Genomic DNA, 15,647 nt, shown 5'->3' with positions numbered 1-15,647 from the left:
ATTTCCCAGTCGAACCGGGACTCATGCGTCCGGCCGACATGCGATGGCCACGGGGTCGGCGTACGGCGTGCGACGTGCCCGGATTCCCCGCGAGGCGCCGTACGCGGCGCCCGCACGGCCCGCCGGGCCGCCGCGTCATGCGATGCGGCAGCCGTCCAGTTCGGCGGTGTTGGGCCGGTCCGTGGTCTGCAACACCTCGGTGAGCGTCGTGTTCGCCACACCGGCCGGGATGCGGACCTCCTTGCGGCCCACCTCGGCGCCGTCCGAACCGCGCGAACGCAGCACGCAGACGGCCTCCTTGCCCTTGTCCTTGCGGACCTCGACCTGCACCTCGACGGAACGGTCCGAAGTCACCCGGTAACTCGGAATACTCGCCGTCACATCGCGGTTGGCCTGGTCGAGACCGATCCATACGGTCCCGGAGACCAGCAGCACCAGGAAGACGACGAAGGCGATCCGCAGCTTGCGGTCCTTGCCCTGCACGGGGGCGCGGCGACCGTAGCGGTCACGGGAGAGCGCGGCATCTGAACCGGCCGAACCGGCGGTCTGGGTCACTGGTCCACTCCCGTGCCTCGGTCCGCGGACCGGCGCGTTTCGCCCGGGCCCACTGCTTCGGCCACTATATGACGGGTCTCCGGAGCACAAGGGGGCCGCCTCCGCAGAACCCGGGGGCGCTATCAGGAGGAGCGACTTTTCCCGTGAGTGAGCGGCTGAGGCTGATGGCGGTGCACGCGCACCCCGACGACGAGTCCAGCAAGGGCGCGGCCACCATGGCGCGGTACGTCCGCGAGGGCGCCGAGGTCCTCGTCGTCACCTGTACCGGGGGCGAGCGCGGATCCGTCCTCAACCCCAAGCTCCAGGGCAACCCGGAGATCGAGGCGAACATCGACGAGATCCGCCGCAAGGAGATGGACGCCGCGCGCGAGATCCTCGGCGTGGAGCAGGCGTGGCTCGGCTTCGTCGACTCGGGGCTGCCCGAGGGCGACCCGCTGCCGCCCCTGCCGGACGGCTGCTTCGCGCTCCAGCCGGTCGAGAAGGCCGCGGAGCCGCTGGTACGCCTGATGCGCGAGTTCCGCCCGCACGTCGTGACGACGTACGACGAGAACGGCGGTTACCCGCACCCCGACCACATCCAGACCCACAAGGTGAGCGTCGCCGCGTTCGACGCCGCCGGGGACCCGGACGCGTACCGCGAGGCCGGCGAGCCGTGGCAGCCGCTGAAGCTCTACTACAACCAGGGCATTTCGCGGGCCCGCGTGCAGGCGCTGCACGAGGCGATGGTGGCGCGCGGCCTGGAGTCGCCGTACGGCGAATGGCTGGAGCGCTGGGGCGACCGCGACGAGCGCGACATCACCACGCGCGTGCCGTGCGCCGACTACTTCGCGCTGCGCGACCAGGCCCTCATCGCGCACGCGACGCAGGTGGACCCGGACGGCTTCTGGTTCCGCGTCCCGCTGGAGGTCCAGCAGGACGTGTGGCCGACCGAGGACTACGAACTGGTGCGTTCGCTGGTCGACACCGACCTCCCCGAGGACGACCTGTTCGCCGGCATCCGCGCCGCCGCGAACGTCTGACCCGCGGGAGCCTCCCCGGCACCCCGCACTCGCCCCCTCTTCCGTCCCTCTAACGAGCGACCGACGGCCGCCCCTCTTTTCTCATGCGCACAAGCACATGCGACCCTTGAGGGGCGGCCGTCCGCGTTCGCCCGCCGCATCCGTCGACTGGAGGAACCCCCATGACCGACTTCGCCCTACAGCTTGCCGCGCTGGAGGAGGACAAGGTCACCCCCGGCCTGCTCGGGTTCACCGTCGTCGCACTGCTCGCCATGGCGACCTGGCTCCTCCTCCGCTCGATGAACAAGCAGATCCGCCGCGTCAACTTCGAGGAGCCCCCGCCCCGCCGCGACGTCCCCACCCAACGCGACGACACCCCCGACGACCCGTCCAACCCCGAATCCGCCGCCGCCCCCGGCGACGAAACGTCCGACACCCGCGAGACACAGGACAACGGCGCCAAGTAGTCGGACGGGCGTCCTGCGAGGATGGCGGCATGAGCAACCGCCTCGCGGGATCGACCTCGCCGTACCTGTTGCAGCATGCGGACAACCCTGTCGACTGGTGGCCGTGGGGGGAGGGGGCCTTTGCGGAGGCTCGGCGGCGGGATGTGCCGATTGTTCTGAGTGTCGGTTATGCGGCGTGCCATTGGTGTCATGTGATGGCGCATGAGTCGTTCGAGGACGCGGAGCTGGCGACGTACCTCAATTCGCACTTCGTGGCGGTCAAGGTGGATCGCGAGGAGCGGCCGGACGTCGACGCGGTGTACATGGAGGCCACCACCCGCATGACCGGCCAGGGCGGGTGGCCGATGACGGTGTTCTGTACGCCGGACGGTGAGCCGTTCTACTGCGGGACGTACTACCCGCCCGCGCCCCGGCACGGCATGCCGAGCTTCCGGCAGTTGCTGGAGGCCGTCGTGGACGCGTGGCGTGAGCGCCGGGACGACGTAGTCGCGAGCGGTGCCAAGGTGGTGCAGGAGTTGGCGGCCCCGCGCGGCGGGCTGGTGGGGGCGCCGCCGCCGGAGGCCGAGGATTTGGACGCGGCGCTGCGGGCGTCCGTACGCGATTACGACGAGATGCGTGGCGGGTTCGGCGGCGCGCCGAAGTTCCCGCCGTCCATGCTGCTGGAGTTCCTGCTGCGGCACCACGCGCGTACGGGCGAGCGGTCCGCGCTCGACATGGTGGAGCACACCTGTTCGGCCATGGCGCGCGGTGGCATGTACGACCAACTCGGGGGCGGCTTCGCCCGCTACTCCGTCGACGCGGAGTGGGTCGTTCCGCACTTCGAGAAGATGCTGTACGACAACGCCCTGCTCATCCGCGTCTACACGCACCTGTGGCGGGCCACCGGGTCGGCCTTCGCGCGGCGCGTCGCGCTGGAGAGCGCCGACTTCCTGGTCCGCGAACTGCGCACGCCCGAGGGCGGGTTCGCCTCCGCGCTGGACGCCGACAGCCTCGACGCGTCGGGCAGGTCGGCGGAGGGCGCGTTCTACGCCTGGACGCCCGCCGAGCTCGCCGACGTGCTCGGGCCGGACGACGGGGCCTGGGCGGCACGGCTGTTCGCGGTCACGGAGGCGGGCACGTTCGAACACGGCATGTCGGTGCTGCAATTGCTCGCGGACCCCGACGACCCGGCACGGTACGACGCCGTGCGCGAACGCCTGTTCCGCGCGCGTGCCGAACGCACCCCGCCCGCGCGGGACGACAAGGTCGTGGCGGCGTGGAACGGCCTGGCCATCGCCGCGCTGGCCGAGACCGGGGCGTTGTTCGACCGGCCGGACCTGGTGGAGGCCGCCATCGCGGCGGGCGACCTGCTGGTGAGCGTGCATTTGGGCGCGCCGGAGGCGGCCCCGACGCATGCCCCGGCACCCGAAGGGGACGCCGCCCCCGACGCGGCACAGCACAACGGGCACGACCACGGCCAGGACTGGGGCGACCGCCTCGCCCGCACCTCGCGCGACGGCCGGGCCGGGCCGAACGCCGGTGTCCTGGAGGACTACGCGGACACCGCCGAAGGCTTCCTCGCGCTGTACGCGGTCACCTCGGACGACGCCTGGCTGACCTTCGCCGGCGTCCTGCTCGACGTCGTCCTCGGCCATTTCACCGGCGAGAACGGCGAGTTCTTCGACACGGCCGACGACGCCGAGCAGTTGTTCCGCCGCCCGCAGGACCCGACCGACAACGCGACCCCGTCCGGCTGGACGGCCGCCGCGGGCGCGCTGCTGTCGTACGCCGCCTACACCGGCTCCGCCGAGCACCGCGACGCCGCCGGCGCCGCCCTCGGCCTGGTCCGACCGCTCGGCCACCAGGCGCCGCGGGCGATCGGCTGGGGTCTCGCGGTGGCCGAGGCGTGGCTGGACGGTCCGCGCGAGATCGCCGTCGTCGGCCCGTTCGACGACGCCGACACGCGCGCGCTGCGCCGCGTCGCGCTCATGGCGACGGCCCCCGGTGCGGTCGTCGCGGTGGGCGAGCCCGCGGAGGGCGACGACAGCGGCCCGGTGGCGCTGTTGCGCGACCGTCCGGTGCAGGACGGGCGTCCGGCCGCCTATGTGTGCAGGCACTTCGTGTGCCGCGCGCCGACCGGCGACGCGGCGGAACTCGCCGCGCAGGTCGGCAGTCGCCACGCTGGGTAACGCTATCGTTTCATGACGTAACACCAGAATTCGCATGCCGTACATGCATACTCAGTATCGTTCTCGTGTGCATACTGAGTATGCCTCTCCAGTGGACCAATTCTGGGGGAATGACGGCTGATGCATGGATTTGTAACGCCGACACCGCAGGAACCGCAAGACTCGCACGAAGTCCAAGACCCGCACGATCCGCGGGAACCGCGGCAACCGCAGGAACCGCAGGAACCGCAACCGCAGGATCCACGGCAACCGCAGGCACAGCAACTGCCCAACCAGCCGAGCCGACAAGCCCCTTGGCTCCGCACCGCCGCCCCGCCCGCCTGGGCGCTGCTCCTCCTCGCCGGATCCGTCGCCGCGTACCTCGGCGTGCGCGGCCTGACCAAGCCGTCGATGGTCGACCTGGTCGTCTACCGCGCGGAAGGCGCCGCCGTCGCGGCCGGGATCGACCTGTACGGCCCGCTCGCCACACCGCACGACCTGCCCGCGACCTACCCGCCGTTCGCCGCGCTGCTGTTCACCGTCCTGATCCTGCCGCCGTACGAGGCCCTCCGCCTCGCCGTCATCGGCCTCAACATCGTGCTGCTGCTCGTCGTGGCCCTGCTGTCCTGCCGCCTCGCCGGCGTCGACGGCCGCCGCCGCGCGACCGTCGCCGTGGTCGTCACCGCCGTCGGCATCTGGGCCGAACCGGTGTTCACCACCTTCCGCTACGGCCAGATCAACCTGCTCCTGCTCGCCCTGATCCTGGTCGACTTCACCCGCCCGGCCACCGCCCGCACGCGCGGCCTCGCGCTGGGCATCGCGGCCGGGATCAAGGTGACGCCCGGCATTTTCGTCCTCTACCTGCTCCTGACCCGCCGCTTCCGCGAAGCCGCCGTCGCCACCGGCGCGTTCGCCGCCACGGTGCTGATCGGCGTCCTGGCGCTGCCGGACGCCAGCCGCCGCTTCTGGGGCGAACTCGTCTGGGACCCCGACCGGGTCGGCCGCCTGGAGAACGCGGCCAACCAGTCGATCCGCGGCCTGGTCGTGCGCATCACCCACACCCGCGAACCGGACAAGGCGTGGCTCCTACTGGTCGCCGCCGTCGCGGTGGCGGGACTGGCGTGCGCGGTCTTCGCCCACCGGCGGCTCGGGGACCGCTGGGGTCTGCCGGTGTGCGCGGTGACCGGCCTGCTCATGGCGCCGATCGCGTGGACGCACCACTGGGTCTGGTGCGTGCCGATCGCCGTGCTGCTGTGGGCCGACGCGCGCCGGGCGCTGGCCGCCGTCGCGGTCTTCTGGACGTTCGCGGTCTGGGCCGTGCCGCATGTCGCGTACGTGGAACTGGACTTCGCGCCGTGGCAGACCGCACTCTCGGCCTGGTACATCCTGTTCGGTCTCGGCTTCCTGGCGTTCGCCGCGTGGCAGGCGCGGCGGGCGGCCCGGCCGGTCGCCGCGGTCGGCGTGCCACGGCGGCCGGCCGCGTCGGTGAGCGGCACCCGGGCGCGTTGACCACCCCGGCACAGCGGCGACCGCCGCCGACACACCGGCAAACGGCTACAGCGCGGACAGCCCGTCCCCGAGGAACCGCAGCGCCTCGTCCACCACGTCGATCGGCTCGCGCGTGAACCCGCTCTCCGCCCACAGCAGCATCGACTCGTTGAGCACCCCGACGACCGCCGCCGCCGCGTAGCGCGGCTCCGGATCACCCGGATCACGCCCGGACCGCTCCGCGAACACCTCGGCCATCATCCGCATCGTCTCGCGCTGCTGGTGGTACGACCGCGCCTGCACCGCCGGTTCGGCCACCGTCAACCGCATCCGCAGTTTCATCTCGGCGCGCCCGGCGTCCATCATCCCGCGCAGCGGCCCCACGACGGCCTGCCGAACCGTTTCGACGACCGGGGTGCCGGGCGGGACGTCGCGCAGCGCCTGCACGATCATCGGGTCGTACTCGTCGGTCAGCACGACGTCTTCCTTGGTGGGGAAGTACCGGAAGAACGTGCTGGCCGACACCTCGGCCGCGTCGGCGATCTGGTCGATCGTCGTCGCGTCGTAGCCCTGTTCGCGGAAGAGCCGGTACGCCTCGCGCCGGATCGCCTCGCGGGTCCGCCGCTTCTTGCGCTCGCGCAGGCCGAGCGGGGGTTCGGGGCGCGCGGAGGACTGTGGCAGGCCGGCCTTCGAGGTCATGGACGCCATTGTCGGGCAGCGCGCCCGCCGCCCGGAACACGAGCGGGCGCGCGCCTCGCGCGTCACACCGAACCGACCGGCGCCGGATCCGCTGCGCCTCCGGCCGCCGCCCCCCGGCCGCCCGGAACCGTGCCCGATTCGGCGCCCTGAACACCCGAATCCGCGCCGCCCGCCGAGCCGTCTCCCCGAACGGCAGCCGCCCCCGCACGCCGTCCCGGCAGGAACACCGCCACCAGCGCCGCGACCGCCAGCGACACCGCCCCGCACACCACCAGCACCAGGTCCATGCCGTGCACGAACGCCGCCTGCGCGTCCGCCAGCAGCCCCGGGTCGCCGGTACGCGCCGCCTCCTGCGCCGCGGCCGCCACGGAGTCGTCCGCCGGGCCGCCCGCGTCCAGCCGTCCGGTGTACGCCGCGGCGAGCAGGCTGCCGAGCAGCGCGATGCCCAGCGCGCCGCCGACCTGCCGCATGCTCTGCAAGAGCGCCGACCCGACGCCCGCCCGCTCGGGAGCGATGGTCGCCATCACCGCGTCCGTGGCCGGCACCAGCGAGAGGCCGAGTCCGAACCCGGCGAGCGTGAGCCACAGCGCGATGCGCCCGTACCCGTCCGACACCCCGCCGGTCGCGCCCAGCAGCACCGCGCCGCCGAGCAGCACGAGCCCGGCCGGGACGACCACCCGGAAGCCGAGCCGCGGGACCAGGCGGTCGCTCAGCACCGCGGCCACGAGCAGCCCGCCCATCAGTGGAACCAGGCGTACGCCCGTCCCCAGCGCGTCGAACCCGTCCACCGAGGCGAACCGCTGCGGCAGCACGAACAGCACGCCGCCCATCACGAACGACGGCACGACCGCGGCGACCGAGCCCCACAGGAAGTGCCGGTCGCGGAACAGCCCGAAGTCGATCATCGGCGCCCGGGCCCGCGTCTCGCGCAGCACGAGCGCCGCCAGCAGCAGGACGCCGGACGCCGCCAGGACCAGCACCACGGGGTCGCCCCAGCCGCGCCGCGGCGCCTCGATGACCCCGAAGACCAGCGCCGCGAGGCCGACCGCGCCGAACACCGAGGCGGGCACGTCGATGCGTCCCGCGTGCGGGTCTCGCGACTCCGGCAGCAGCAACGCGCAGGCGATCCCGGCGAGGGCCACGAACGGCACGTTCAGCAGGAACACCGAGCCCCACCAGAAGTGCTGGAGCAGCAACCCGCCGAGGATCGGCCCGAGGGGCATGCCGAGGGCCATCCCGGCCGCCCACAGCGAGATCGCCCGGGAGCGCTCCGCGGCCGGGAACAGGCTCGGCAGGATCGACATCGACAGGGGCATGACCAGCGCCCCGCCGACGCCCATGAGCGCCCGGGCCGCGATCACCGTGCCGATCGAGTCGGCGAACGTGCCGAGCAGCGACGCCGCCCCGAACACCGCCAGTCCGACCAGGATCAGCCTCTTGCGCCCGAACCGGTCGCCCAGCAGGCCCGCCGGCAGCAGCAACGCTGCGAAGACGATCGTGTACGCGTCGACGATCCACTGGAGGTCACCCGTGTCCGCGCCCAGTTCCGTGGCCATCGTCGGCAGCGCGACGTTGAGGATCGTCATGTCGAAGCCGAGCACAAGCACGCCCATGACCAGGGCGCCGAGCGCCCACCAGCGGCGGGGGTCCGCCTTCGTCGTCGTGTCCATCCCACACCTCTTGGCAGTAGCAGTTAAATGACAGTAGCTCTCAAAAGATGTGAGCTGTCAAGATGGAGCGACTGTCACGGGGCTGCCGCGCGCAGGGCATGCGAAAGGGCCGAGGCCCGCATCCGTGGGGATGCGGGCCTCGGCCCTGAGAGCGCCTACTGAACGTACGTCTGCTGCGTGTGCGCCCTACTGTGCGTGCCTGCTCCTGCGTGTCCGTCCTACTGCGCGCCCGTCCTACTGCGTGTACGCCACCATCGACACCCCCACGTAATGCGTGGTGAATGCCGCCAGCGTGAACGCGTGGAACACCTCGTGGAACCCGAACCACCGAGGCGAGGGATCCGGCCGCTGGAGCCCGTACACCACCGCGCCGAGGCTGTAGAGCAGGCCGCCCACGACCACCAGCACCAGCACCGCGACCCCGCCCTCGCGCAGGAAGTCGGGGATGTAGAAGACCGCCGCCCAGCCGAGCGCGACGTACACGGGTGTGTAGAGCCAGCGAGGCGCGCCGATCCAGAAGACCCGGAAGCAGATGCCCGCGAGGGCTCCTCCCCAGACCACCCACAGCAGGGGGGAGTCGGAGCCGAAGAGCAGCAGCGAGAAGGGGGTGTAGGTGCCCGCGATGATCAGGAAGATGTTGGCGTGGTCGAGACGCCGCAGCACGGCCTCGCCGCGCGGGCCCCAGTTGCCGCGGTGGTAGAGGCCGGAGGTGCCGAAGAGCATCGCGGCGGTGAGCGCGAAGACCGCGCAGGCGATCCTGGCCTTGGCGGTGTCCGCCACGCTCACCAGCACGATGCCGCCGGCCACCGCCACCGGGAAGGTCCCGGCGTGCAGCCAGCCGCGTAGTTTGGGCTTGACGCGCGCCAGGGCTGGGCCGTCGGGCGCAAGGGCGTGTACGTCCACACTCATGCGGGAAGTGTACTTACGGGGACGTAGGTTACCTACGGGTAGGACGTGAAACTCATCACGGAATATCCGCGCCGAACCGGGGTTCTCGCACCGATCTTTGGGTCATCCGCCCGTTTTGGGGGCACAACTTCCCGGCGGGGCCCCTCCCGCCCGATCCCCCATGTGGGTGACCGCGTTAAAATCCCCGCAACCCTCAACCCCGACGCCGGGGGCTCGCCGTCCCCGGCGCGAAATGGAGCGATCGTGGCGTACGAGGCCCTTGGCCTGGACAAGGCCCCGACGAAACACAGTGAGCTGATCGAATGGGTGCGTGAGATCGCCGAGCTCACCCAGCCGGACCGGATCGAATGGTGCGACGGTTCCGAGGCGGAGTACCAGCGCCTCGCGGACCTGCTCGTCGAAAAGGGCACGTTCAAGAAGCTCGACGATGTGAAGCGTCCCAACAGCTACTACGCCGCGTCCGACCCTCGGGACGTAGCGCGTGTGGAGGACCGCACCTACATCTGCTCGGAGAAGCAGGAGGACGCGGGTCCCACGAACAACTGGGTCGCCCCGGCCGAGATGCGCGCCAAGTTCGGCGAGCTCTTCAAGGGCTCCATGAAGGGCCGCACGATGTACGTCGTGCCGTTCTGCATGGGCCCCCTCGGGTCGCCGCTCGCCGCCTACGGCGTCGAGATCACCGACTCGGCCTACGTCGCGGTCTCCATGCGCACCATGACCCGCATGGGACAGCCGGTGCTCGACATCCTCGGCACCGACGGCGACTTCGTGAAGGCGGTGCACACCCTCGGTGCGCCGCTGGAGCCGGGTCAGGCCGACGTCCCGTGGCCGTGCAACGAGACCAAGTACATCTCGCACTTCCCCGAGGACCGGGAGATCTGGTCCTACGGTTCGGGCTACGGCGGCAACGCCCTGCTCGGCAAGAAGTGCTACGCGCTCCGCATCGCCTCGGTCATGGCCCGCGACGAGGGCTGGATGGCCGAGCACATGCTCATCCTCAAGCTCACGCCGCCCTCCGGTGCCGAGCCGAAGTACGTCGCGGCCGCGTTCCCGTCCGCGTGCGGCAAGACCAACCTCGCGATGCTCCAGCCCACGGTTCCGGGCTGGAAGGTCGAGACCATCGGCGACGACATCGCGTGGATGCGCTTCGGGCAGGACGGCCGCCTGTACGCGATCAACCCGGAGGCCGGCTTCTTCGGTGTCGCACCCGGCACCGGCGAGGAGACCAACGCCAACGCGATCAAGACCCTGTGGGGCAACTCGGTCTTCACCAACGTCGCCCTCACCGACGACGGCGACGTGTGGTGGGAGGGCATGACCGACGAGGCGCCCGCCCACCTGACCGACTGGAAGGGCAACGACTGGACGCCGGACTCGGAGACGCCGGCGGCGCACCCGAACGCCCGGTTCACCGTCCCCGCGTCGCAGTGCCCGACCATCGCCCCCGAGTGGGAGGACCCGGCGGGTGTGCCGATCTCGGCCATCCTCTTCGGCGGCCGCCGGGCCAGCGCGGTCCCGCTGGTCACCGAGTCCTTCGACTGGCAGCACGGCGTCTTCCTGGGTGCCAACGTGGCGTCCGAGAAGACCGCCGCGGCCGAGGGCACCGTCGGCGAGCTGCGCCGCGACCCGTTCGCGATGCTGCCGTTCTGCGGCTACAACATGGGCGACTACATGGCCCACTGGCTGGAGATCGGCAAGGCCACCGACGCCGCGAAGCTGCCGAAGATCTACTACGTCAACTGGTTCCGCAAGGACGCCGACGGCAAGTTCGTCTGGCCGGGCTTCGGCGAGAACAGCCGCGTGCTCAAGTGGATCGTCGAGCGCCTGGAGGGCATCGCGGACGGCGTCGAGACGCCGATCGGCGTGCTGCCCACCCAGGACTCGCTGGACCTCAAGGGCCTGGAGCTGAGCGACGCCGAGCTGGACCTGCTGCTCACCGTCGACCGGGAGATCTGGAAGCAGGAGGCCGCACTGGTCCCCGCGCACCTGGAGAAGTTCGGCGACCACACTCCGCAGGAGCTGTGGGACGAGTACAACGCGCTGGTCTCGCGCCTGGGGGCGTGACGTACCCCGCACGGCGCACGCCGCCCAGGGCGCGTGTGAGGCACGCGGCCTGACGGCACCCGGGAAACCGGGGGCACGAGGGGCGGAACGTGTGCGACGGCCCCGCCGGAATACCCGGCGGGGCCGTTTCGCTGCATGACACGCGGAGTCTTCACGGACTCTTCACGCCGCTCGGCGTTCGGGTGATTCCCGCTGGTCCGGTTGCGGGAGTAGGGTTTCCGGCGCGGGTGATCCACAGGACGGAGGAGCGGCAGGTGGACATGAGCCTGCGGGACCTCGTCTACGGCGCCTACGGGCGGCGCATCGAGACCTCGCTCGACCCCACCGACGTACCGCGCCACGTGGGCGTGATCCTGGACGGCAACCGCCGCTGGGCCAAGGCGTACGGCGAGCAGCCGGCCGAGGGCCACCGCAAGGGCGCCGACAAGATCCACGAGCTGCTCGGCTGGTGCGAGGAGGTCGGCGTCGAGGTCGTCACGCTGTGGCTGCTGTCCACCGACAACCTCAACCGCCCGCCGGACGAGCTCGCCGACCTGATGGAGATCATCGAGAACGCGGTGCGCGACCTCGCCGCGACGCGCCGCTGGCGCGTGCACCCGGTGGGCGCGCTCGACCTGCTTCCCGAGCACACCGCGACGGTCCTCAAGGAGTCCGAGGCGGCGACGTCCGACATCAAGGGCGTGCTCGTCAACGTCGCCGTCGGGTACGGCGGCCGCCGCGAGATCGCCGACGCGGTCCGCTCGCTGCTCCAGGAGCACGCGGAGCGCGGCACCTCGATCGCGGAACTGGCCGAAGTGCTCGACGTGGAGCACATCTCCGAGCACATGTACACGCGCGGGCAGCCGGATCCGGACCTGGTGATCCGCACATCGGGTGAACAACGGCTGTCCGGATTCCTGCTCTGGCAGAGCGCGCACTCGGAGTTCTACTTCTGCGAGGCGTTCTGGCCGGACTTCCGCAAGGTCGACTTCCTGCGCGCGCTGCGCGACTACGCGGCGCGGCACCGCCGTTACGGCGCCTGACCTTTCGCGGCGGCCAAACCTCGGCCATACGTACATCGGCTGCATGCCGGTTGCACGTTGGCTGCACGTCGGCTGCATGTCGACCGAACTTCGGCCAAACGTCACGGCAGCAAATTCGGTGGCTGATACCCCGTCCGTTGCGAACATGAACGCGCGGCAAATGATCGCCCAGATTGTGTTGCGGCGCATCTGGTAGGGAATAACCCCGCCAGACCTGGCGGCCACCCGCCGGGTGTCGCAACACAGGTGACCCCCCGTCACCTGCCAGGGAGGCCCTTCCGTGCGGATACTGCACCACTGTCCACGGCGACAGGAGGGCCAGGCACCCGGCCCTCGGGCCCGGTCCTGGACTCCGAGCGATCAGGGCGTACGGTGCGCGCGCCCTGAAAGGGGGCGAGGCATTCCGTGGCCACGAACCAACGCCGTGCTCCGCAGCGCCGCACGTACGTCCTTGACACCAGCGTGCTGCTTGCGGACCCCGCCGCATTCCTGCGGTTCGACGAGCACGAAGTGGTCCTGCCCGTCATTGTGATCACCGAGCTGGAAGCCAAAAGGCACCACCCCGAGCTCGGTTATTTCGCCCGCCACGCATTGCGCAGTCTGGATGAACTGCGCACGCGGCACGGCCGCCTCGACGCGCCGATCCCCATCGGCGAGGCAGGCGGAACGCTGCGGGTGGAGTTGAATCACATCGACGCGACCGTCCTTCCGCCCGGATTCCGGCTGGGCGACAACGACTCGCGCATTCTGGCGGTGTCCCGGCACCTCCAGGCGGAGGGCCACGACGTCACGCTCGTGTCCAAGGACGTGCCCATGCGGGTGAAGGCCTCGGCGATGGGCCTGAACGCCGAGGAGTACCTCGCCGAACTGGTCAGCACGTCCGGCTGGACCGGCATGGCCGAACTCCAGGTCGCCGCCCAGGACATCGACGACCTGTTCGAGCACGAGCGCGTGCACATCGAGGCCGCGGCCGATCTCCCGTGCCACACCGGGCTGGTGCTGGTCAGCGAGCGCGGCAAGGCGCTCGGACGCGTCACCGCCGACAAGCAGGTGCGTCTGGTGCGCGGCGACCGCGAGGTGTTCGGCCTGCACGGTCGCAGCGCCGAACAGCGCATCGCCCTGGACCTGTTGCTCGACCCGGAGATCGGCATCGTCTCGATGGGCGGCCGTGCGGGCACCGGCAAGTCGGCGCTGGCGATGTGCGCGGGTCTGGAAGCCGTGCTGGAACGCCGCCAGCACCGCAAGGTGATGGTCTTCCGCCCGCTCTACGCGGTGGGCGGCCAGGAACTCGGCTACCTGCCCGGCACCGAGAACGAGAAGATGGGCCCGTGGGCGCAGGCGGTGTACGACACGCTGTCCGCCGTCACGACCGCCGACGTCATCGAAGAGGTCGTCGGGCGCGGCATGTTGGAGGTCCTGCCGCTCACCCACATCCGCGGCCGTTCGCTGCACGACGCGTTCGTCATCGTCGACGAGGCGCAGTCGCTGGAGCGGAACGTCCTGCTCACCGTGCTGTCGCGAGTCGGCAGCAACTCGCGCGTGGTGCTGACGCACGACGTCGCGCAGCGCGACAACCTGCGCGTCGGACGGCACGACGGCGTGGTCGCGGTGGTCGAGAAGCTCAAGGGGCACCCGCTGTTCGCGCACGTGACGCTCAGCCGGTCCGAGCGCTCGCCGATCGCGGCGCTGGTGACCGAGATGCTGGAGGACCTGCCGGCGTAGCGCGGTCGGGGCGGAGCGGGCGGTACGGGTAGTACGGGGGCTCCCGTTCGCTGTCGGCTGCTCCGCGCACGTTTGTCCACAGGTCCGGGGACTCCCGTCGGTGGGGTCCCCGGACCGGGGCGAAACTCTCTTCGCCTCTGTGACGAAAGTCCCGGTTCGCCATGGCGCATGCCCTGTTGGGAAGTTGGCTGCGCTTTTATCCGCATGTGTGGGAATCGGTCCGTGCCGCATTGTGCGGGGCCGAAACCACCGAGCGTAAGCCGCGCCGGAAGTCCCGTACGGGAGAACCGTTTTGTTGCCCCGGGGAGCGCTGATGTGACTTTCGACACGTGCACGAAAATTGCCTTCGCGCGTCGCCCTGAGGCAGGCTCGGTGACTTGTAGGACCCCGCGTACGGCTGGGTGGTTCTCCCGCGAGGGCGGACCGACCGGTGAGAATTCGCCGCAAAGCCCTACCGAGCGACATGTTCGGCGCCGTACGCCGCCCGCACGAACGGGCCGCCCCTGACCGGGCGGACCCGGGCCCGCGTCTCCCGTGACCAGCACGAATGGGGAGGCCAGCGACAGGGGTGAGGCACGTCTGCCGCCGTCAGGCTGCGGGCGACTGCGGAAGGAAAATGTGTGAGCCGGGTTTCGGTCCGGGGGATAGCCGTGGCCTCCGCCACGGCCGTGACGGCGGTCGGCGCTGTCGTCGGTATCACGGGTACCGGTGCGTCCACCTCCAACGCCTCGACGGTCGACACCGCGAGCAGCACGACGAAGCTGCTTGACGTGCCGGGCACCGCCCAGGCGCAGCAGGTCAGCACCGGTGTTCTTCAGCAGGCGGACGCGCAGACCGCCGCATACGACGAGGCCCAGCGCTTCGCGGCGGCCGAGGCCGCCCGCATCCAGGCAGAGCAGAAGGCCGCCGCCGACAAGGCAGCGGCGGAGAAGGCCGCCGCGGAGAAGGCTGCCGCGGAAAAGGCCGCCGCCGAGAAGGCCGCGGCCGAGAAGAAGGCCGCCCAGGAGCGCGCCGAGGAGGCCGCGAGCCGTTCGGAGACCCGCACGCCGGTCACCACGGGCGACCCCAAGGCGATCGCGCGGTCGATGATGAACGCGACGCAGTTCCAGTGCTTCAGCAACATCGTCCAGAAGGAAAGCGGCTGGCGCGTCACCGCGACCAACCCGTCCTCGGGCGCGTACGGCCTGGTCCAGGCCCTGCCGGGCTCCAAGATGGCCTCGGCCGGCGCCGACTGGCGCACCAACCCCGCGACACAGATCAAGTGGGGCCTGAACTACATGAACAGCCGGTACGGCAGCCCCTGCGACGCGTGGGCGTTCTGGCAGTCGCACCACTGGTACTGAGGTACCCGGCCGCAAAAAGCCACGACGAGCCCTGTCCGCGCCTCTCAGAGGCCCGGACAGGGCTCGTCGCATCTTCCGTCATGGAGGCGCTCGCCGGCGCCGCACAGCGCTCGCACCTACGCCCCGACGCTTCGCAGCGCCGCAGATCTCTTTTGCTGGACCGACGGTGGTGACCAGCGCACCGCTCGGTCCGGGTGAGGCGTACGAACCGGGGAAAGGAAGCCCGGCCCGCACGAAACCCGTGATACCCGGACCGGTACGGACCAAACCAGGCGGATCCCACCGGATCCCTCCCGGACCCGAAGACAGCACCGATCCGCCCCCGCGCACGTTGCCCCCGCGCGCACCTCGCGCGCACTGCCGCCCCCACGTACTCCCCCCGCGCACTCTCTCCCCCGCGTACCCGGGCGGCACGCTGCTGCGGCACGGAAGAACCAGGAGGCGAAGCCGTCCGGGCCGTGCAGGAGCGGCAGGGTCTGTTACAGGTTGCCGGGCGGGCGTCCGTCGCCGGAGGCGCGGTCGGTGACGCGGGGGTAGAGCCGGGGAGGCCGAGCCCTTGTGAT

Annotated in this window: 12 protein-coding genes; 8 read left to right on the top strand and 4 right to left on the bottom strand. The window is 71.0% G+C overall.

What is annotated here, in order from left to right:
- Positions 1-135 precede the first annotated feature (135 nt).
- Positions 136-555 carry a DUF4307 domain-containing protein gene (locus ACRX5S_RS29050; protein ID WP_436776100.1) on the bottom strand — a complete coding sequence of 140 codons (420 nt, stop codon included), beginning with the start codon at positions 553-555 and terminating at the stop codon, positions 136-138.
- Between the two features lie 143 nt (positions 556-698).
- Between ACRX5S_RS29050 and mca the strand changes: the two genes are divergently transcribed.
- From mca to ACRX5S_RS29030, 4 genes are all read left to right on the top strand, one after another.
- Positions 699-1,574 carry a mycothiol conjugate amidase Mca gene (mca, locus tag ACRX5S_RS29045; protein WP_436776099.1) on the top strand — a complete coding sequence of 292 codons (876 nt, stop codon included), beginning with the start codon at positions 699-701 and terminating at the stop codon, positions 1,572-1,574.
- A gap of 161 nt (positions 1,575-1,735) precedes the next feature.
- Positions 1,736-2,020 (top strand): hypothetical protein, encoded by a 285-nt coding sequence (locus ACRX5S_RS29040; protein WP_436776098.1) that lies wholly within the window; start codon positions 1,736-1,738, stop codon positions 2,018-2,020.
- Between the two features lie 29 nt (positions 2,021-2,049).
- Positions 2,050-4,188, top strand: coding sequence for a thioredoxin domain-containing protein (locus ACRX5S_RS29035; RefSeq protein WP_436776097.1), 2,139 nt, complete (start codon positions 2,050-2,052; stop codon positions 4,186-4,188).
- A gap of 120 nt (positions 4,189-4,308) precedes the next feature.
- A complete protein-coding gene (locus tag ACRX5S_RS29030) occupies positions 4,309-5,676 on the top strand; it encodes a glycosyltransferase 87 family protein (RefSeq protein WP_436776096.1) in 1,368 nt (455 codons plus the stop codon).
- Positions 5,677-5,721: 45 nt separating this feature from the next.
- On the opposite strand, the gene ACRX5S_RS29025 is transcribed toward ACRX5S_RS29030, so the two are convergent.
- From ACRX5S_RS29025 to trhA, 3 genes are all read right to left on the bottom strand, one after another.
- A complete protein-coding gene (locus ACRX5S_RS29025; protein WP_436776095.1) occupies positions 5,722-6,354 on the bottom strand; it encodes a TetR family transcriptional regulator in 633 nt (210 codons plus the stop codon).
- Positions 6,355-6,416: 62 nt separating this feature from the next.
- Positions 6,417-8,024: an MFS transporter gene (locus tag ACRX5S_RS29020; RefSeq protein ID WP_436776094.1), complete on the bottom strand. Its 1,608-nt coding sequence runs from the start codon at positions 8,022-8,024 to the stop codon at positions 6,417-6,419.
- Positions 8,025-8,258: 234 nt separating this feature from the next.
- Positions 8,259-8,933, bottom strand: a complete 675-nt coding sequence (gene trhA / locus ACRX5S_RS29015; protein ID WP_436776093.1) for a PAQR family membrane homeostasis protein TrhA — start codon at positions 8,931-8,933, stop codon at positions 8,259-8,261.
- Between the two features lie 243 nt (positions 8,934-9,176).
- On the opposite strand from trhA, the gene ACRX5S_RS29010 reads away from it, so the two are divergent.
- From ACRX5S_RS29010 to ACRX5S_RS28995, 4 genes are all read left to right on the top strand, one after another.
- The gene (locus tag ACRX5S_RS29010) at positions 9,177-10,997 is read left to right on the top strand and encodes a phosphoenolpyruvate carboxykinase (GTP) (protein ID WP_436776092.1); all 1,821 of its coding nucleotides are present in this window, start codon (positions 9,177-9,179) and stop codon (positions 10,995-10,997) included.
- 260 nt (positions 10,998-11,257) lie between these two features.
- A complete protein-coding gene (locus ACRX5S_RS29005; protein ID WP_436776160.1) occupies positions 11,258-12,019 on the top strand; it encodes an isoprenyl transferase in 762 nt (253 codons plus the stop codon).
- Between the two features lie 405 nt (positions 12,020-12,424).
- Positions 12,425-13,741 carry a PhoH family protein gene (locus ACRX5S_RS29000; protein ID WP_436776091.1) on the top strand — a complete coding sequence of 439 codons (1,317 nt, stop codon included), beginning with the start codon at positions 12,425-12,427 and terminating at the stop codon, positions 13,739-13,741.
- Between the two features lie 620 nt (positions 13,742-14,361).
- Positions 14,362-15,084 carry a transglycosylase SLT domain-containing protein gene (locus ACRX5S_RS28995; protein WP_436776090.1) on the top strand — a complete coding sequence of 241 codons (723 nt, stop codon included), beginning with the start codon at positions 14,362-14,364 and terminating at the stop codon, positions 15,082-15,084.
- The last annotated feature ends 563 nt before the right edge of the window (positions 15,085-15,647 follow it).

Source organism: Yinghuangia sp. YIM S09857 (assembly GCF_051388915.1).
GTDB lineage: Bacteria > Actinomycetota > Actinomycetes > Streptomycetales > Streptomycetaceae > Yinghuangia.
This window is presented reverse-complemented; position numbering and strand designations above follow the sequence as displayed.

Bases quoted from the DNA above. Each gene is read 5' to 3' on its own strand.
- ACRX5S_RS29040 (WP_436776098.1), top strand. From the start codon at position 1,736: ATGACCGACTTCGCCCTACAGCTTGCCGCGCTGGAGGAGGACAAGGTC.
- ACRX5S_RS29035 (WP_436776097.1), top strand. From the start codon at position 2,050: ATGAGCAACCGCCTCGCGGGATCGACCTCGCCGTACCTGTTGCAGCAT.
- ACRX5S_RS29030 (WP_436776096.1), top strand. From the start codon at position 4,309: ATGCATGGATTTGTAACGCCGACACCGCAGGAACCGCAAGACTCGCAC.
- ACRX5S_RS29025 (WP_436776095.1), bottom strand. From the start codon at position 6,354: ATGACCTCGAAGGCCGGCCTGCCACAGTCCTCCGCGCGCCCCGAACCC.
- ACRX5S_RS29020 (WP_436776094.1), bottom strand. From the start codon at position 8,024: ATGGACACGACGACGAAGGCGGACCCCCGCCGCTGGTGGGCGCTCGGC.
- trhA (WP_436776093.1), bottom strand. From the start codon at position 8,933: ATGAGTGTGGACGTACACGCCCTTGCGCCCGACGGCCCAGCCCTGGCG.
- ACRX5S_RS29005 (WP_436776160.1), top strand. From the start codon at position 11,258: ATGAGCCTGCGGGACCTCGTCTACGGCGCCTACGGGCGGCGCATCGAG.